Origin of the sequence: Pedobacter antarcticus (assembly GCF_900112985.1) — a bacterium.
Lineage (GTDB): Bacteria > Bacteroidota > Bacteroidia > Sphingobacteriales > Sphingobacteriaceae > Pedobacter > Pedobacter antarcticus.
The window spans coordinates 486692-506746 of sequence record NZ_FONS01000003.1 but is presented as its reverse complement, the minus strand read 5'-3'; the positions used below and the strand labels follow the sequence as shown (position 1 = coordinate 506746).

The 20055-nt window shown below is 40.5% G+C and carries 14 protein-coding genes and 1 rRNA gene; 4 read left to right on the top strand and 11 right to left on the bottom strand.

Going from position 1 to position 20055, the window contains the following annotated elements; translation table 11 throughout:
- Positions 1 to 163 precede the first annotated feature (163 nt).
- From rrf to BM192_RS09760, 3 genes are all read left to right on the top strand, one after another.
- Positions 164 to 275, top strand: a 5S ribosomal RNA gene (gene rrf, locus BM192_RS09770).
- A 195-nt stretch (positions 276 to 470) separates the two neighbouring features.
- Positions 471 to 1784: an amidohydrolase family protein gene (locus BM192_RS09765; RefSeq protein WP_037441457.1), complete on the top strand. Its 1314-nt coding sequence runs from the start codon at positions 471 to 473 to the stop codon at positions 1782 to 1784.
- A gap of 44 nt (positions 1785 to 1828) precedes the next feature.
- Complete coding sequence (locus tag BM192_RS09760) at positions 1829 to 2809, top strand: acyl-ACP desaturase (RefSeq protein WP_037441456.1); 981 nt, start codon at positions 1829 to 1831, stop codon at positions 2807 to 2809.
- Positions 2810 to 2883: 74 nt separating this feature from the next.
- On the opposite strand, the gene BM192_RS09755 is transcribed toward BM192_RS09760, so the two are convergent.
- The 11 genes from BM192_RS09755 to pyrR form a co-directional block, all read right to left on the bottom strand.
- Positions 2884 to 6282: a methylmalonyl-CoA mutase family protein gene (locus tag BM192_RS09755; RefSeq protein WP_074963969.1), complete on the bottom strand. Its 3399-nt coding sequence runs from the start codon at positions 6280 to 6282 to the stop codon at positions 2884 to 2886.
- Positions 6283 to 6505: 223 nt separating this feature from the next.
- Positions 6506 to 8170, bottom strand: coding sequence for an alkaline phosphatase PafA (pafA, locus tag BM192_RS09750; protein WP_074963968.1), 1665 nt, complete (start codon positions 8168 to 8170; stop codon positions 6506 to 6508).
- Positions 8171 to 8238: 68 nt separating this feature from the next.
- Positions 8239 to 9525 carry a bifunctional folylpolyglutamate synthase/dihydrofolate synthase gene (locus tag BM192_RS09745; RefSeq protein WP_037441454.1) on the bottom strand — a complete coding sequence of 429 codons (1287 nt, stop codon included), beginning with the start codon at positions 9523 to 9525 and terminating at the stop codon, positions 8239 to 8241.
- A gap of 39 nt (positions 9526 to 9564) precedes the next feature.
- Entirely contained in the window at positions 9565 to 10383 is an 819-nt protein-coding gene (locus BM192_RS09740; protein ID WP_037441452.1) for a hypothetical protein, read from the bottom strand.
- Positions 10383 to 10784: an ExbD/TolR family protein gene (locus BM192_RS09735; protein ID WP_037441450.1), complete on the bottom strand. Its 402-nt coding sequence runs from the start codon at positions 10782 to 10784 to the stop codon at positions 10383 to 10385. Before BM192_RS09735 ends, BM192_RS09740 begins: the two co-directional genes overlap by 1 nt.
- Positions 10784 to 11494: a MotA/TolQ/ExbB proton channel family protein gene (locus tag BM192_RS09730; protein ID WP_088775984.1), complete on the bottom strand. Its 711-nt coding sequence runs from the start codon at positions 11492 to 11494 to the stop codon at positions 10784 to 10786. The genes BM192_RS09735 and BM192_RS09730 overlap by 1 nt, the downstream gene beginning before the upstream one ends.
- Before the next feature lie 2 nt (positions 11495 to 11496).
- Positions 11497 to 12930, bottom strand: a complete 1434-nt coding sequence (locus BM192_RS09725; RefSeq protein ID WP_139218425.1) for an SPOR domain-containing protein — start codon at positions 12928 to 12930, stop codon at positions 11497 to 11499.
- Positions 12931 to 12983: 53 nt separating this feature from the next.
- The gene (locus tag BM192_RS09720) at positions 12984 to 14699 is read right to left on the bottom strand and encodes a TonB-dependent receptor (RefSeq protein WP_037441446.1); all 1716 of its coding nucleotides are present in this window, start codon (positions 14697 to 14699) and stop codon (positions 12984 to 12986) included.
- Positions 14700 to 14710: 11 nt separating this feature from the next.
- Positions 14711 to 17728: a tetratricopeptide repeat protein gene (locus BM192_RS09715; protein WP_037441461.1), complete on the bottom strand. Its 3018-nt coding sequence runs from the start codon at positions 17726 to 17728 to the stop codon at positions 14711 to 14713.
- 303 nt (positions 17729 to 18031) lie between these two features.
- Positions 18032 to 18964 (bottom strand): aspartate carbamoyltransferase catalytic subunit, encoded by a 933-nt coding sequence (locus BM192_RS09710; RefSeq protein ID WP_037441444.1) that lies wholly within the window; start codon positions 18962 to 18964, stop codon positions 18032 to 18034.
- A gap of 3 nt (positions 18965 to 18967) precedes the next feature.
- Entirely contained in the window at positions 18968 to 19516 is a 549-nt protein-coding gene (gene pyrR / locus BM192_RS09705; RefSeq protein ID WP_037441442.1) for a bifunctional pyr operon transcriptional regulator/uracil phosphoribosyltransferase PyrR, read from the bottom strand.
- Positions 19517 to 19636: 120 nt separating this feature from the next.
- Here pyrR and BM192_RS09700 point away from each other — a divergent pair, with 120 nt between their 5' ends.
- On the top strand, positions 19637 to 20032 hold the full coding sequence (locus BM192_RS09700) for a thiol-disulfide oxidoreductase DCC family protein (protein ID WP_037441440.1): 396 nt from the start codon (positions 19637 to 19639) through the stop codon (positions 20030 to 20032).
- Positions 20033 to 20055 lie beyond the last annotated feature (23 nt).

Below are 20055 nucleotides of genomic sequence, written 5' to 3'. Positions count from 1 at the left end.
ATGTAAAGCTGGTGACAGCATAGTCGAGTAATACTAATCATCCGAAGCTTTCAAAAGCAGAATACTGTTGTTTGTTCTTCATACTAACTTCTTTCAATAATATGTCATTGTTTATGCAGCGAATTAATCTAGTGATTGGTAGCTGTATTAACATTAAAAACATTTAGGTGCCTATATCGGTGGTGTCCACCTCTTCCCATTCCGAACAGAGAAGTTAAGCCCACCAGAGCCGATGGTACTGCGGTAACACGTGGGAGAGTAGGTCGGTGCCAAATCTTAAAGAAAGCCTGTAGTGAAAACTACAGGCTTTTCTTGTTTATCAGGGTTTTTTCTGCCGAAGTATATTCATGCTATAGTTCTGGTGAGGCAGATCCGCTGCACTTCTTTAATTCTTCCTAATTATTTACCTCCAATTAGCCTGTTGACTACTTTGTAGTTATATCTCCGGATATTTTTTGTTATTTGTGGATATGAAAAAATTGCTCTTCACAGTTTTATGCTGTATCCCTATTTTATTATCGGCTCAAAGCAATAAATATCTGATCAAAGCAGGCCAAATGTTTGATTCGGGGAACGGCACTTTTGTAAAAGGATGTTTTATTCTTGTTAGCGGCAATAAGATTATTGAAGTCAAGAAAGAACAGGAACTTACTGATAAAGAGAGAGCTGATTATACCCTATTAGATTTAAGCGGCTATACTGTTTTACCTGGTTTAATTGACGCGCATACACATCTATTGTTTCGTGAGGAATTAAAACCTCATATGGATTACTCGGCACAATCTCTACTGAAGACGCTAACCATGGAAGGTGATGCCTACCGTGCGATATATGGAACAGTGCGCGCGAATGCCTATTTGCAGGAAGGCATAACTGCTGTTCAGGATCTAGGTAATTCGGGTCAGTTCGCTGATATCGCTTTGATGAATGCAATTGATAACGGATTAGTGCCAGGGCCAAGAATGCGTAGTTCCGGACCAGGGTTGGCAAGCGAGGGCGGGCAGCTGCCAGGTGTAATCTATAAGCACCGGCATCTTGCCGATGACGAATACCGCATCGTGAATGGACGGGATGAGATCATTAAGGCGGTCAGGGAAAATGTGAACCAAGGTGCCACCGTTATCAAAATTTTCGCGGATAACGTACCGAACCGTACTTCATTATCCGTTCAGGAGATGGAGTCGGCGGTGAAAGAGGCACACCGCTATGGTCTGCGAGTTACTGCGCATGCAACTGACGCTGAATCAATACATAATGCAGTGCTGGCTGGTGTTGACGGAATAGAACATGGTTATAATGTTCAGGATTCAACATTGCAACTGATGGCTAAAAGGGGCGTCATTCTTGTCCCTACAGATGGAGACAGCACCGTTATGGCTAATTATGCCAGGATTGCCTATCCGGGTGAAGATAGTTCCGCCGATATGGCATCTTATTTGAAAAGGCTGGCTAAGCGTTTAAACCGCGCCATCAAAATGGGCGTAACAATTGCCGCAGGTTCTGACGATTATATAGATGTAAATCTGCCTTATGGTCTCCCGTCTAAACATACTTTAATCGGCTATCATGAAGCGGGAGTTTCTATACCTGATGTGCTTAAGTTTGCTACTGTAAATGCGGCTAAACAGTTAAATTGGGAAAAAAGAATTGGCATTATCAGAAAAGGGTATTTAGCAGACATAATTGCTGTCGATATTAATCTTGAAAATGACATTAATTCTATCCTGCAGGTGCATTTTGTGATGAAAGATGGCGTGATTTATAAAGGTGGAAAGCCAATTTGATAAAATTTTGGTTATCTTTGAATATAAACTAAAACACACACAAAATGAGTTTTTTTGCTGAAAAAAGAAGGGAAGTGATGCTTCACATTGAGCAGTATATGCTTGATATGATGGATACTTACCTCAAACCGATTGATACCAATTGGCAGCCGACTGATTTCTTGCCTGTTTCGACCAGTGAAACCTTTATCCAGGATATAAAATCTTTGCGTGAAAATGCTAATGATCTTTCTTATGATCTTGTAGCAGTTCTGATCGGTGATACGATCACAGAGGAAGCTTTACCAACTTACGAGTCATGGTTAGCCATGGTTGACGGGATTTCAAGAAATGAACAAGGTGGATGGATGAAGTGGGTAAGACACTGGACTGCTGAAGAGAATAGACACGGTGACCTGTTAAATAAATATTTATATCTTTCGGGACGTGTTGATATGCGTCAGATGGAAATTTCAACTCAGTATCTGATTGCTGATGGATTTGATATTGGTACAGGCCATGATCCTTACAGGAATTTTATCTATACAAGTTTCCAGGAACTTGCTACAAATATATCTCACAGAAGGGTAGCCTCTTTAGCTAAGAAAGATGGTGATGCTTTGTTATCAAAAATGTGCGGTGTGATTGCTTCTGATGAAGCAAGACATGCTAAAGCTTATAAGGACTTCATGTCAAAGATATTTGAAGTTGATCCTAATGAAGCGATGATCGCATTTGAAGATATGATGCGTAAAAAGATTGTTATGCCAGCTCACTTCCTAAGGGAAATGGGCATGAAAATGGGACAAACTTTTGGACACTTTACCGACGCAGCACAGCGTTTAGGTGTTTATACAGCTGTAGATTACGTTGAAATTATGCAGCAGCTTATTGAAGAGTGGAAAATTGACGGTATGCGCGATTTGGACGATGCTGGTGAAAAAGCCCGTGATTATATCATGGCACTTCCCAATAGGTTACTTCGTGTTGCGGAAAGAATGAAAAATCCTACTATGGAATATAAGTTCAGCTGGATTCACGCATAGGTTTAGCGTATATTATTTATAAAAAAAGGCGGATCATTATTTTGATCCGCCTTTTTACGTATTAAAAGTGTAGGTTACATATTACGTCTGTATTGCCCTCCTACAGCATATAATGCTTTAGAGATTTGTCCGAGCGAGCAGATCTTGCAGGCATCCATCAATGCTTCGAAAATATTATCTCCAAGCACAGCTTTCCGCTGCAATTCTTCCAATATCGGCCCTTGAGACGCCTCATTTCTTTTTTGAAAGTTAGCTAAAGCATTGATCTGGTATTGTTTCTCCTCTTCGGTTGCACGTATCACTTCTCCTGGCGTGACTGTTGGAGATCCTTTTTTATTCAAGAAAGTATTTACTCCAACTATCGGGTATTCTCCATTATGTTTGAGTGTTTCATAATACAAACTTTCTTCCTGTATTTTTCCACGTTGATACATCGTTTCCATCGCACCCAGAACGCCTCCACGCTCATTTATCCGTTTAAATTCAGTGAGTACGGCGTCTTCTACTAAATCTGTAAGTTCTTCGATGATAAATGCACCTTGTATAGGGTTTTCATTCTTTGCCAGGCCCAACTCCCGGTTAATTATCAGTTGTATCGCCATAGCCCTGCGTACTGATTCTTCAGTAGGGGTGGTGATGGCTTCATCATATGCATTGGTATGAAGTGAATTGCAGTTATCATAAATTGCATATAAAGCCTGAAGTGTTGTCCTGATATCATTAAAGTCTATTTCTTGGGCATGTAAAGACCGCCCTGAAGTCTGGATATGGTATTTGAGCTTTTGCGAACGCTCATTTCCTTTATATTTGTTTTTTATAGCTTTTGCCCAGATACGTCTGGCGACCCTGCCGATTACAGCATATTCAGGATCTATACCATTAGAAAAGAAGAAAGACAGGTTTGGCGCAAAATCGTCAATATGCATACCTCTACTAAGGTAGTATTCTACGAAAGTAAAGCCATTACTAAGCGTGAATGCTAGCTGACTTATCGGATTGGCACCAGCCTCAGCAATGTGATAGCCTGAGATGGAAACAGAATAGAAATTTCTTACTTTTTGATCAATGAAATACTTTTGTATATCTCCCATCATCCTCAGTGCAAATTCTGTCGAAAATATGCAGGTATTCTGCGCCTGATCTTCTTTTAGAATATCTGCCTGTACTGTACCCCGCACAGTACTGATCGCATGAGCTTTTATCTTGTTATATATTGATGCAGGTAAAATTTGGTCACCGGTAACACCTAATAGCATTAAACCCAGCCCGTCATTTCCAACTGGCAACTCGCCGTTGTATACGGGTCTTTCTATATTTTTGGCAGTATATATAGCTTTAATCTTTTCTTCAGTCTCTGCTTCCAGTCCTTCGGATTTTATATATAATTCACATTGTTGATCAATGGCGACGTTCATAAAAAAGCCTAAAAGCATGGGTGCCGGACCGTTGATTGTCATAGAAACTGACGTAGATGAGGCGCATAGATTGAAACCTGAGTAGAGTTTTTTTGCATCATCTAAGGTTGCAATACTCACCCCTGAATTCCCTATTTTACCATAAATGTCAGGTCGAATATGCGGATCTTCTCCGTATAGAGTTACCGAATCAAATGCGGTAGAGAGGCGGTGCGCCGGTTGACCTAATGATACATAATGGAAACGTTTATTTGTTCTTTCCGGGCCTCCCTCACCTGCAAACATCCTCGTGGGATCTTCTCCTTCTCTTTTTAACGGGAAGACACCTGCTGCATAAGGGAATTCTCCAGGCACATTTTCTGTAAGCAGCCAGCGGAGAATATCACCCCAATCTTTATACCTTGGAAGGGAAATTTTTGGAATCTGCAATTGTGAAAGTGACTGGTAATATAAGGGCTGTTTAATCTCTTTATCCCTGACGTGATAGATAAAGTATTCCGCTTTATACTTCTGCAGGGTTTCCGGCCACTCCCTTATCAGCCTTCTGCACTGACCATCTAGTTGTTCTTCAAGGTGTGAGCGCATATGTTCCAAAGCAATTTCCAGATCATGCCTGGCTGAAGTACCGGATTCTGGTAAGCTTACGCCATTTTTTAAAAGTGCCAAGGTGCCCTGAAGCTGATAGAGTTTAGTAGCCAGCTGGCATTGTTGTGTGACCCACTCATTATATGCCGTACTGGATTCTGCTATCTCGGCAAGATACCTTATGCGGTCGGGTGGGATGATATAAGTTTTTTCCGAAGTTTGCGAAATAAATTTCTGAGTGGTACTGAATTCAACCTTTGTTTTTGTGTTGATAGTATTGATCAGCGCGGTAAACAGGTTGTTCATACCAGGATCATTGAATTGGGAAGCCATCGTTCCATAGACGGGTATTTCGTCGTCGCCCGCATCAAACAGATTATGATTTCTTTTATATTGTTTTCTTACGTCTCTTAATGCATCCAGTGCACCCCGTTTATCAAACTTGTTGATGGCGACCAGATCTGCAAAATCGAGCATGTCTATTTTTTCGAGCTGTGTTGCTGCTCCAAATTCTGGTGTCATAACATAAAGGGATACATCGCAGTGTTCTGTGATTTCGGTATCGGACTGGCCAATACCGGATGTTTCTACAATGATCAGATCATAACCAGCGGCTTTACAGATATCAATACTTTCCTGTACATTAACTGAAAGAGCAAGGTTGGCTTGTCTTGTAGCGAGCGACCGCATATAGATCCTGGGATCATTTATGGCATTCATCCTGATCCTGTCGCCTAATAATGCTCCGCCAGTTTTTCTTTTGGATGGATCTACAGAAATTATTGCCATTGTTTTACCGGGAACTTCTATCAGAAATCTCCTGACCAGTTCATCTACTAGTGATGATTTTCCTGATCCTCCCGTACCGGTAATACCCAAAACGGGCGTGTTTTTATCTTTGGAAAGCTCTTTCAATTCGTTAACAAATGACTGAGCTCCTTTAGGGTCGTTCTCCGCCACTGTTATTGCAGATGCAATGCTTTTTACCACTTTTAATGGAATATCCTTTAGTTCTGTTGTGATGCGCGCTGTGGTAATGAAATCTGTGTTTTCAAGCATGTGATTAATCATCCCTTGTAATCCCATTTTTCTTCCATCATCCGGAGAATAGATCTTACTAATTCCGTAATCCTCCAGCTCTTTTATTTCTGCCGGTAGAATGACTCCACCGCCCCCGGCGAATATTTTGATATGTGTGGCACCTCTTTCCTGTAGCAGGTCATACATATATTTAAAGTATTCAAGATGTCCGCCCTGGTAAGAAGTCATGGCAATGCCCTGTACATCCTCTTGTATAGCACAGTTCACAACCTCGTCCACAGATCGGTTATGCCCTAAATGAATTACTTCGGCGCCTGAAGATTGCAAGATCCTGCGCATAATATTAATTGTAGCATCATGTCCGTCAAACAGTGCGGCCGCAGTTACGAAACGTATTTTATTTTTGGGTTGATAGCTTTGAATTTTCTCCATTAATAGAAATTATATTTGGCTCATAAAGTTAGCTATTTCTATTTAATACCGGTAAATATATGTTATGCGATATTTGTAACTAATGAGATGTAGTCAGATCTTCAGATATTGGCAGTGAGTTTCCTATTGTTTAAACGTATATACCTGGATTCGGGTATGGGGAACAGGAGAGGTAGCCGAAATAGGCGTATAAAAAAAGCCGCAGGTTATGCGGCTTTGATATTTACTGATGAGTGAGTTCGGTAATTGGCCGGCCAACTGATCCGCTCGGCATCTGAATGTGAAGCATTGCAGCAAGTGTGGCTGCGATGTCTGTCATATGATAAGTCTGATTAGTTTTGCCTGCTTTAACATTCCAGCCCATAAATACCAGCGGGATATGGGAATCATATGGGCTCCATGAACCGTGCGTTGTGCCGGTTGCACTACCATCAAACCAATGGGGCTTCAGGATGAAATAGACATCACCACTGCGTTGTGCATTGTAACCATTTGTGATCATTTCCTTTTGAATTGCGGGAAGAGTACTTTCAGATACGCGTGCTAAATCCACGGCATCAGCGAACCCATCTAATGTTTTCAGATAAGTAATGGTTGCAGCTTTAACAGCAGTAAAATCCAGCTTTTTTAATTCCGGGTTCTTGTGGTCGTAGATGATCTGGTTATTCATAGCGGTTAACGCTATTTTTTTCATCTTGAATTCTGACTCTAAATATGTATTCAGTCCGGCTACTATGTCTTTATTGCTGGTCGTTCCTGCTGGTAGTTTATTTTCTGCCATAAAACCAGGTGCATGTGCAGCACCATGATCTGCGGATATAAAGAAAAGATAATTTCCTTTACCTACAGTCTGATCCAGGTAGTTGAAGAACTCTTCCAAATCTTTGTCAAGTCTTAAATAAGTATCTTCTGCTTCAATAGAATTCGGTCCGTATTGGTGACCTACATAATCAGTTGATGAGCAGCTTACTGCAAGGAAATCTGTGATATTGTCTTTACCTAATTCTTCTGCTTTAATTGCAATCTTGGCAAGGTCCAAAGTCATTGTATTTCCATGCGGGGTGCTTCGGATCATATCGTAGTTATTTCCTGCATATAATTTTAGCTGATGAGGAAATACCGGTGCAGATTCACCTTTGTTTTTGCCTTCATAAGATTTATTATCCGCAGTACTCATAGTATACGTATCAATCGGATACATGGTATTCCAGTTTTGCTGATAGAACTTATCAGTCATTTTTAATTTATTGTAACCGGATACCCATGATGGTAATTCCTTCATGTAATAGGTACTGGTAATCCAGTCGCCCGTTTGTCCGTCATACCAGTAAGCACCGGTTGGCGTATGACCAGCGGGAAGGATAGAACCACGGTCTTTCAGAGATAAACCAATTACTTTCCCTTTAAAATTAGTCGCTATTCTAAGTTCATCTGTAATTGTGCTGCTTAGCATATTTTTAGGAGACATTACGCCGGCATTTGTAGTCGAACCGACTGTGGTTACAGTCGAATCTTCTGTACAATACACATTTCTTCTCAGAGTAGGATCGTACCAGTTATTACCGATAATCCCGTTGATTGCGGGCACAGACCCTGTATAAATACTTGTGTGACCACAGGCGGTGTAAGTTGGAGTGTAAGGTATATAGGTGTTCTCAGCTGAAAATCCTTCATTGATTAGACGTTTAAAACCTCCGTTTGTATAACGATCATAATAGCGGTATAGATAATCCCATCTCATTTGGTCTACTACCAGTCCTACAACCAGTTTTGGCCGGTCTATCGTTGCCGGATAGACGGTCTGACCTGAGTTTGGTTGTTTTTTTTGTGCAAATCCCACACTGTAAAGACAACATAAAGCTGCAAATAGTACGTAATTTTTCTTCATTTTAATTTTTATATTGATTTTGCTGTTTGTGTAGACAGCGTTAATTAGACTTTCCTTACCGGCTAAAATTAAAGTGCTTCCGCGACGACAAATGTGCTTCCACCAATGAAAATCAAGTCGTCGGTATCTGCATTTGCTTTCGCGCCAATAATTGCAAGTTCCACGGTCTGATACATTTCTCCATATAAACCAAGTTCATTAGCTGACTTTTTGAGCTCAGCTGCTGGTAAAGCACGTTCTAGATCCGGTTGACAAAAATAATATAGAGCATCTGTCGGTAAAAGCCGCAAAACACTGGTAACATCTTTGTCACTCAGCATTCCGATAACAAAATGTAGTTTTTTGTAGGGTGTGTGACTGATGTTTTCCAGCACTTCTTTAATGCCGGCCAGGTTATGCCCTGTGTCACAGATTATGAGCGGATTTTCTTGTAATGTCTGCCATCTTCCCTGCAAACCGGTTAGATCTGTTGTGGCTGTAAGTCCTTCTCTGACTGCAGTATCAGGGATATCATAACCATTATCTCTCAATGTAAGTACGGACTGAATTACGCCAAGGATGTTTTTTAGCTGATAAGTACCTGTGAGCTGTAGCCTTAAATCTTTGAATAAACAGTCAGGTCCCAGGAAAACAGAAGTAACCAATAACGGGCCGTCTTTGTAACTGTCAGTCACAGATAATACCTTGTCTGCAAATACGATCTCGCTCGATAGTGAAAGAGCCTTTGCAGTGAAGATATCATCAGTTTCTAATTGCGATTCGCCGATAACAACAGGTGTGTCTTTTTTTATAATTCCAGCCTTTTCTAAGGCTATTTCCTGCACGGTGTGCCCAAGAAGATTGGTGTGGTCAAGACTGATATTGGTGATCAAAGAAAGTTCCGGCTGAATGATATTCGTCGAATCCAGACGCCCTCCCAAGCCAACTTCAATTACTGCTATATCGACTTTATCCTGTGCAAACCAGGAAAATGCCATTGCGACTGTGACTTCAAAAAAGGAGGGTTGTATTGATTCGATTAAACTTTGCTGTTCAGCTGTAAAATCGACGACATAAGACGTCGGGATCATTGCTCCGTTGATACGGATTCTTTCCCTGAAATCTTTTAGATGCGGGGAAGTATAAAGGCCGGTTTTATACCCGGCCTTTTGTAAAATCGCGGCCAGCATATGAGAACTGGACCCTTTTCCATTTGTACCACCTATATGGATGCTCTTAAACTTGTTCTGCGGCTCATCCAGTGCCTGGCAAAGAACCAGGGTATTGTGTAAATCTTTTTTCATGGCCGCAGCACCGATGCGGGTAAACATTGGAAGTCTGTTATACAGGTAATCCAGGGTTTGTGAATATGTCATGAGTTCAAACTAATACTGCAAAAGTATCAGGAATTATGATTATTTCACTTTAAAGTTGAAAACAACTACACCTACCTGAAGGTCAGGTGCTGAATCCGATTGATTTAGGCGGGCACCCATAACTGCAGTCTTACATTTATTCCACAGATCAATGTCTTGTAACGTAGTGCCTTTTACACCAGGGACAGCATCTACAACTATACCTTGCTTATTGATGGTAATTCTAACAGCAATTTTCCCTGTTTTTTGACCGTCATCCTGTGGAGTCACCAGGTTTGTAAAACGGCGCAGTGCAATTGGCGTGTTTCCAAATCCAGAACCACCTTCGCCATAATTATTTGCCAGCGGGTCTCCATTTACAGATCCTTGATTTCCAGGAGTGGAGCCAGTTCCATCGCCCTGTCCTGTTCCCTTATTAGCTTTACCTTTATATAGTGCATTTTGGTTTATAGCAGGGGGAGCTGGTTTCGCTGTTACTGTGGTCGCTGCAGGTGCAGACGGTTTAGCCGTTTTCTTAGTCTGAATACTTACGGCCTCTTCAGTATTTTGCGTTACAACTTCCTTATCACTGCTTTGTGATGATTTAACAGGAGTAACTTCCTGATCAGGAACTACTTTGTCCGGAAGCTCGTTATTGGCATTAGGATCTGCGGAGGGTTCTTCTATACTTGTATAGTCCGTACCCATTCCCTCAACTGAAGTTCCATAATTAACTACCATTCCGCCCATACCTGCTTCTTCTGCAGGCTTGAATGTGCCTATAGCAATAAAAAGACTTAGTATCAGCAATACAGCCATGATACCGGTAGAAATGGCAATGGCTTTAGGGTAGTTATTTTCCTCGTTATAGTGAGTCATTATTTTTTAGGTTCTACTGCTAATACAACTTTCAGTTTTAATTGATTTGCTACGTCGAAAACAGCCATTGTATTTTCAATTGAAACCCCTCTGGCCACATATAATACAATAGTCAGATCAGGAGATGCCTGCTGATAAGCTTCGATTGCACTTTTCATGCTTTCCAAAGTTACCGCTTGTTTCTCCACATAATATTTGAGATTTTCATCAATCGAAACAGTTACAGTTTTTTGAGCTGATGACTGTTGTCCGGATTCCGATCTCGGCAGTAATAATTTAACAACCTGTGGATTCACCACAGCGGATGCCAGGAGGAAGAACAACATCAGAAAAAACATGATATCATTCAATGCTGAAGTATGGACTTCAACGTGTCCTTTATTTCTTTTACGTAGATTCATTATTTTCCTGGCTCTTCTAATAAATCAATAAATTCCAATGCGTCAGTTTCCATTCTCAGAATGATCCGCTCCACCATTGCATTCAGAATATGATATAGAACATATGCGATGATACCAACTACCAGCCCTGTTGCTGAAGTAATCATTTTCGTATACAGACCGCCTGAAATAGTACCGATCTCAATAGCCCCTTTAATGGAAACGTCATGGAAAATCGTGATTACACCAATAATTGTACCTACGAAACCTAACATCGGTGCTATACCGGCAACAATACCGAGGATACTGATGTTTTTCTCCAATTTTGATACTTCCAGCTTCCCAACATTTTCAATTGCAGCTTCAATATCTTTAATTGGACGTCCGATACGTTTTAATCCCTTCTCCAACATACGACCAAGCGGAGAGTTTGTATTTCTGCAAAGTGCAATTGCATTTTCCAGTCTTCCTTCATGGATGTATTGTTTGATTTGGAGCATAAGGTTTGTCTCCTGTTTAGAAGCTTTTCTTATAGTCAAATAACGTTCAACAAAAATAACCAGACCTGTAAATGCAAGTATTGCAAGGGGAATCATTACCCATCCACCTTTGATTAAAAGATCGAAAAAGTGTAACTCCTGCGCTGCTCCAGTGACAACTTGGTTAACTACGTGCGCGGTATCAGCTAATTGGTTTCCTGTATCTGTAGTAACCTGTAACAATGTGATCATATTTATTTTTGTTTGTTTTTATAAATGTAAATACCCGGTATTTTTAATCTATGAGATAACTTCTCAAGCTCCTGCTTTGCGGTCTCTTCATCCTTAAACGTTCCAATACTCATTTTTAGTCTTCTTCCAGCCATGTTCGTAACTACCTTAGCCTCAATTCCGCTTTTTTTCATTAACGCTATAAAAGCATCAGCTTCCTTCTTGTCATGCATAGAAGCGCCTATAATTTCATAGAGCGTAGCTGTGTCCAGTGCTGCGACCGGTTTGGATATTTTGGAAACAGAATCAACTATAATAGCTGGTTTGTCTTTATTTATACTGTCCTTCACTGAAGAATCAGTAAGTGGAGCTGCTGGAGACGAAACCGGGCCGGTCTGTTGGGAAGGGTGTGGCATACCGGGTTTATTTCCCGTGATTACATTAAATAAGGATGGCTGAATAACATAGGCCGCTCCTGCAATAATGCCCAGAATTAAAAGTGCATATATAATTTTAAGGTAAGCAGGTGTCCCCCTGACTTCTTCATCTTCTGACTGATAGAAGGGAACAACCGGTTCTTGCTCGATGACCGGATCTGGAGTGATTTCCTCTTTCTTTTTTAATTTCCATAACAGCTCGTCATCCTCTTTAATAATAGGTTTAGAAACAGGAGATTTAGAGCGGTAATAATTGAGCGCTTCAATTTCCGATCTAAGCTGTTCTTCAGTTTTAAACTGATCATTGATAGACTTCTTGAATATTTGCTGATCGTTTTCCGTTTTAGCTGAAGCTGAGTCCAAGGGAATAGCAGTACCTGCAGTGCTAGTCGTCTCTAACACAACCGGATTCTCCATAGGTGGCACCGGTGTGGAAATCAACGATGCCGGGTCAACTTCATCTTGCTGTATTTCGGTATCGTCCACCTCATCGTTAACTGGGGTTCCGATAGCGTCATCTGCAGCAGGAGTTTCAGGGAAGATCTCCGTTGCCGGATTATCCTGCCCGTCATTTTCAATTTCTTCAGATTGATCTGTTACTGGTATATTGACTTCAGGCGATTCCTCCACAGGCGGAAGACCGTAATATTCGCTGCCTTCAATAGCTGAGTCAGCCGGTACAAGACGTATTTTTTGATCTATGATCAATAATTTACCAAGACTGCCAAAGTCGACTTCTTTGCCTGCTTCAAGCTGTTGGTTTATTTCCTTGCTGAACTCTTCGATAACGTAGGCCGCAGTATCAGCAGTAACATGTTTTTCCTGGCATATATATTCAGGAAGAGCAGACTCTTCCTGAATATCAGTAGTAAAATCCAGAACAAAACCAGGGGGAAGAAACGAATGAGTGTCAGCATCATACCTTCCTGGTACTTTTTTCTTATAAACTGTTCCCAACCCGGAAATGCCTACAGATTTACGCGTTTGAAGAAGTTCGGAAAGGTAAGACAAGATATCCATTCTGGTAAAAATAAATTTTAATTCTGTATCAACCAATTAATAGTTTGAATTGCCTAAAAAGAATAACTAAGCCCGCCGAATACGTTTACACCAATTGCTTGGTAGTATAGATATTTACTGTATTTGTTATTCAGAATATTGTTTGCTTTTGCAAAAACCGAGAATTGATTATTGATTTTGTAACCAGCACCAATTCCCAGATCAACGAAACCTTTAACATTGCCTAACATCTCAATATTTTTGTCAGGGATAATATAAGGGCTTGCAGGCTGAGAAGTATAGATCTTTGCGTCACTTGCATCCTGAATTGCAACAGATGCATTAAAATCAATCTTGTTGGTAATTTTATACATCAGGTTGGAGCTGATCCTTAACTGCGGTTTAAACCAGCTGTAAGATTCGGAAGCGGGTTTGTAGTCCTCAAGGTTCAGTTTTCCAGTCCATTTTAACTGATCGCTGATTTGAACGGAGATTTCACCTTCCAGACCTAATAATTTCATGTTACCAAAATCATAAATAACATCAAACTTGTTGAAGTCATTAAAGTTGTTTACGAATAGGGGCATATCAGTAATTTCCTTGCGGTATACTTTTGCTTTGTAGCCAAATCCAGGACCACCTGTACCTTTAATACCGGCGCTGAAACTCAATTTTTCAACTGAGTTCTGAATGTTGATGTTGCTGTTCAGGAATGGATTTTCATCCGTTAATTCCTTCATGGTCGTTTTATTGACATCGCCTTTTACCTCAGCAAAGATTTGCAGGTATTCTGGGATAAGCGTGAAATCAGCCGTTACAGCAGGGAAGATCCTGCTTTCGGATTTCATTCCGAATTCCTGGACAAAATTAATACCTGCATTAATTTTCACACCGTTCGTCTCTAACCTGATATAAGGATTTAAACGTAACAGGTTATTCGAAAAACTTGTGTTGATATCTTTGGTTTTACCGAAGTCAGCTGAAGCAGCTAAGCCAAGATTAAAGCTACTGATACGCTTATTCAGATAACCGTTGATCACGATTGAATTTTCTTTCGCAGCATATTGGTCAGACCATATATATCCGTTTACTTTCGCAGCATAACTGAAAGCATCTTCATCTTCCGTGTATTTATTTACAATTTCACCTTCCGCTTCGATGAAATTAAAAGCTTGTTTACCAGGATTTAAATTACGCTCAGGGTTTGTCTCATCAAAACCATAGAAATAGAGACCTTTTCTTTCATAATTCAAGCGTCCGCTCAGAACGAAATTATCCTGAATGTTACGGCCAAATATACTTAGCTGCTGTTGATTGAATTTCTGGTCTTTCAATTTGCCTTCCTGGCTAAAGTGTTTGAAAAAACCACCAACCTGTAAAGCTTCATCGCGGCCATTGTTTATATACGCTTCTCCAAGAATTGTACCTGCAGAACCACCGCCAAGCTTAACATAGTTATTGATGAGGTCGTACTCCTTTTCGGCAGCAACTTCCTGTGCATATAATTTATCGATATCAGAATTCAGTTCCAGCTTACGGTCGGTCAGGCTATAGTTAAACCTTGCTTTATAAGTTTTTACATCATTCAGATCCGGACTTCTTCTCAGCTTTACAGCTTCGGCAAGAATCGGTTTGTAAGGTCTTACCACTTCAATTTCTTCAGTTACAGCCTTATCGTCCGTTTTCTTTTCAATAGTTTTTTCAGTAGTTTTTTTGTCCTGTGCCTTTAAGGACAAGGTACCTGCCGTGAAGCAGAAAATAGTTGTATATAGGAGTGTGCTCAATCTCATGATGCTCGTTCTTATTTAATTTTCTCTAATTTTTCTTTGGCAGTAGCCACAATTTCATCTTTACCCTCATAATTATCAATGATACTTAGCAAAGTGCTTTTAGCTTGTAATTTATCTTTCAGCGCCAGGTAATTGTCAGCGAGCAAGATGAAAGATTTTCCTACCCAGTACTCATACGAGGCCATATTGTTAATCAAATCGAAACAAGTTTTCTGCGAGCCTTTATAATCATGTTTAGCATATTGGATCGCGGCAACATTATACTTCGCCTCAGCAGCAGCTAACGTCTTCGTCTTGCTAACAACATTTGTAAATGCCTTCTGTGCAGCAGCTGTATCTGCCTTTAACAGGTAAGCTTTTCCTGCATAGAGATCAACACTGTTAATATCCTCTTCAGAAGCCTTATCTGATTCTTTAGTCAGCTGAACATATTTTAAAACGTCATCAGGCATATTCAAGGCACTGTAAGACTTCAGCAGGTTGTTAATTGCAAAGGCGTAATGAACCTTAAAATCAGCCGTAGTTTCTAGTCTTTTCAGATAGACAATAGCCTCATTATATTTATTCTGGGCCAGATACAGTTTTGAAATACTGATCAGTGAGCGCTCTGTATATTCGCTTGTCCAGTCATTCAGGATAAATTCATAATCCGGAACTGCCAGATCAGGTTTACCTAATTTTACTAGCGACTCAGCACGTATAAATCTCGCTTCCTTCGCATGAATAGATTTCGGGAATTTATCGAAGTAAGCATTCACACTTTCTACCGTAGACTGTGCATCACCTTTCAGGTAGTGATTATTAGCTGCCTGGAAGACGATATTATCTTGCTCCGCGACAGTATAGTTACCAATCGGCGTAGTATTCGCATAATCGATAAACCCATTTGCGTCACTACGGTCAACATAGATATTTTTAATGGACTCCAGAGCCTGTTTCGCTTCAGCAGAACTTGGATAGTCAGTTATAACCTTTTTGAAAGTTCCTAATGCAGCATCATCCTGATCTTGATTATACTGTACAAGTCCGATAGTTACCAGTGCACGTGGCACATAACTACTGTTAGGATATTTGCTGAGTAAAGACGTCAGGTCATTTTTTGATTTGTCCAGATCACCCTTATTAAAATAGGTATAAGCAGTTTCAAAGCCGGCGTCATCCGCATAATTAGAAGATGGGAACTGGGCCAGTAAATTTTGCATTGTAGCTATCTTCGCATCATCCTGTCCCTGAAGACCCTGAATCATTCCACGTTGGAATAGCGCGTAATCCTCACCGGTCGAGCGGTCGCTGATGATACGATCATAATAACTTAAAGCATTACCGTAACTTTTATTGACGAAATACGCATCTGCTAAACGGACAGTTGCATCAACCACTGTATTTTTATCTTTATCGTTACCACTAAGGAAGCGTTCGAAATAATTAGCAGCTTTTGAATATTTTTCATCTTCGAAAGCTGCATATGCCAAGGCGTAATTTGCGAAGTTGTATACTTTGGTTTTGCTCGCACCCGGCATAGTAAGAAACTTTTCGAACGTTTTTACCGATTCACCGAATTTGCGCAATTCATACATTGATTCAGCCATCCAATAGGTGCTCAGTGCATGGATTTCCTGATCGTTCGGGAATTTATTGGAACGCAGGAACATGGAAAGCGCGTTCGGGAATGCCCGTTCATTATAAAATTCCAGCCCTCTGAAGTAAGTAACTTTCTGATAAGCTTCTTCGGCCTCTGGAGACTTATTGGTTATTGGTTCCAGGATATCAATTGCAGCCTGGTAATTTTTGCTGGTTAAAAGAATCTCGCCCAATAAAGTTTTAGCATCGTTTAGCTTTCTTGACGTAGGAAACTGTTTCAGGAAACTTTGGGTAGATTCCAGGGCCTGCTGGTTGAAATCAAGTTCATAACTCAACCGGGCATAGTTAATCCAGGCGTCTTCCTGTGTAACCCGGTCAAATTCCAATCTTGAAGCCCTGAAGAAAGCACTTCTCGCTTTCTCCTTGTTATTCAACTTTAAAAATGAACGACCAAGTGTGTGCATACCACTCTGCAGGTAAACATCATCGGTGTTCAGCTGTTCGAGTACAGGGACAGACTCCTTGTATTGACCAAGTTGGAAAAGTGAGTAACCGTATTGATAGATGAAAAGATTATTTTTCGTAGTGCTCGTACTTTTAGCGTAGAATTCACGGAAATACTGTTCCGATTTCTTAAAGTCAGATTTTGCGAAATAAGACGCTGCAATTAAGCTCAGCATTTCTGCTTCGAACTGTTGCTTTGAGCTACTTAAAATTGGGACTGCGTAGCTGATTACATCATCATAACGCTCGTCCAGGTAATACATTGAAGTAATATAGTATGGGTAGCTTGCTTCATAAGTGGTGGAACCCTTTAACTTTTCAAAGTTTGTAAGTGCCGTTTTATATTCCTTATTCAGGTAATTGATATAGGCAAAATAATAAGTTGCGCTTTCTTGAAAAGGACCGTCAACCTTTTTAACCTCCTCGAACAATGGTTCAGCTTTCTCCATGTTCTTTTCTTCAAAATAAGCATACCCTTGTTTAAACTGATATTCAGTTCTTTGCTTTTGAGAAAGTGTTGAAGGATCTGTTTTTTCGAACCATTCCAGAGCTTTTGCGTAATTTTTTTGAGCAAAATATGCTTTACCTACATGGAAATAAGCCAGTTTGGTATTTGGATTTAATGGATATTCCCTTATAAATTTCTGAAAAAGTCCCTCTGCATCTCCATTACCGAGCTCAAGAGCACATACAGCCGCGTAGAACTTGGCGTTTTCCTTAAGCATGGAAAGCTCGGCGTTGCTTTCCTGTTGTGTTCCCGGCTTAATTCTCACTTGTTCTACCAACCTGAATTGTTGGGCGGCAGCAACATATTTTTCATTATCCAGCAGTTCGAGGCCAGTTTGGTAGTTCTTGTTCAGATTAACCAGCGAGTTTACCTGTGCATAGCCTACGCTAAGGTTCCCTGCTAGTACGAGAGGAATATAAAGGTATTTTTTTTTCATTGGATATAGTTTCTTATAGGTTATGAAGCTATGATGAGTGTCCATTCTTCATTAGCTATTTGTGTATTCTCGTTTATAAATTGAATTAAAGCCTGTATTTAATTTAAATTTCTGTCTCCTTATCAGTTCGTGCCGGACGAATCCGTTCATGTCTGACAGTACCTCGTTTTAATCTGGATCTAATACGTTTGGTGCTAATATAAATATTGTAATGCAGCTTGTTAACATAAGAAGTTAACAAGTGTTAATAACACTGTTTAACGTAAAGATGAAAAAAATGGTATACCGATAAAGAACTTGTACTTAATCCCTTTGAGAAGCGAGCAGATATAATACCGCCATTCGTATTGCAACTCCGTTTTCGACCTGTTCCAGGATGATGGACTGTTTGCTGTCGGCGACATCACTTGTAATCTCCACACCCCGGTTTATCGGGCCCGGGTGCATGACAATGATTTCTTTATTCAAGTTGTCAAGAATTTTCTTGTTCAGACCGTACATCATAGCATATTCCCTTAGGGAGGGGAAATATTTGATATCCTGACGTTCCAGCTGAATGCGCAGCATATTAGCCACGTCACACCAGTTTAATGCAGTAATCAGGTCATGTTCAACTTTCACACCAAGGCTGGCAATATGTTTGGGTATCAGGGTTGCAGGACCGCAGACCATTACTTCTGCTCCCAGTTTCTGCAGACACAGAATATTAGAGATAGCCACACGGGAGTGCAGGATATCTCCTACAATCACTACCTTTTTGCCCCGTACTTCGCCTAACTTCTGGCGAATCGAATACGCATCAAGCAATGCCTGAGTTGGGTGTTCATGTGCGCCATCGCCGGCATTTACAATCTGTGCGTTGATATGTTTGCTTAGGAATACCCCTGCACCTGCATAAGGATGTCTCATTACAACCATATCCACCTTCATGGAAAGGATATTATTGACAGTGTCAATCAGAGTCTCGCCTTTGCTGACAGAAGAAGACGAAGCTGCGAAATTGATTACATCAGCAGACAGCCTTTTTTCGGCAAGTTCAAATGAAAGTTTTGTACGCGTAGAATTTTCGAAGAAAATATTTGCAATAGTAATATCACGCAGGGAAGGAACCCTTTTGATCGGACGGTTAATCACGTCCTTGAAATTATCTGCAGTTTCGAAAATCAATTCAATATCATTCAGGTTAATGTCCTTAATACCTAAAAGATGTCTGGTTGATAGTTTATCTGCTGCCATTGCTTATTGATTTCGTTCTGATAATAAAATTACTTTGTCTTCGCCTTCCGTTTCTTTCCAGCTCACTCTCACTAACTGAGAATCTATGCTGTCAACTTGCAGGCCTATATAATCCGGTTCAACGGGAATTTGTCTTGAAAATCTTCTGTCAATTAAAACCAGGAGCTCTACTTTCGCCGGTCTGCCGTAAGCAAGCAGAGCATCCAGCGCAGATCTGATGGTGCGTCCTGTCCAGAGTACGTCGTCCAGCAGGATTACGTTGCAACCTTCAATTAAGAAATCTATGGTATTGCTGCTGGCGGATACTATGCCATCCTTTCTTCTGAAGTCATCGCGGAAGAATGTGATGTCCAGATTACCCTTTCTAATGTTTTTATCAGGAAGGATTGCAGAAAGCTCTTGTTTAACCCTGTCGGCGAAATAACTGCCACGTGGCTGAATTCCAATAAGAACAGTATTTGAAAAATCGTTGTGATTCTCAATTAATTGATGACAAAGTCTCTTAATTGTGATTTGGAATTTTTTACCGTCTAGCAGGGTTCTCTTTTGCATTGACAAATTGATTAAGCAAATATAAATAATCAGATTGAATTCTGTGGCCGCAATGTTAATTAATTTCGGGGAGCTCTCCAACTTCAAATGCAATTAAAAGCTAAATGCTTAGATTTGAGCATGGAAGCTCAGATCGTTTTTTTCGATGGCGTATGTAATCTGTGTACTGGTACGGTGAAGTTTATTATCAATAGAGACAAGCAGGACAAGTTCCGGTTTGCTGCACTTCAGAGTGAGGTAGCAAAAAAGACATTGAAAGACTTTAATATTAATCCAGAAAATTCGGGTACTATATTATTGCTGAAAGAAGGAAAAGTTTATCAGAAGTCGGCTGCGGCATTAGAAATTGCAGCCGGTTTGGGTGGAGGATGGGCGACACTTAAAATATTAAAGCTCGTACCAATATTCATCCGGGATTTCGTTTATGAGAAGATTGCAGCGAACCGTTACCGCATTTGGGGTAGGGAGGAGAGCTGCATGGTACCTTCGCCAGAGTTGAAAGCGAAGTTTCTATAAAGGGGTCGTTCTTCTCCAAGCGA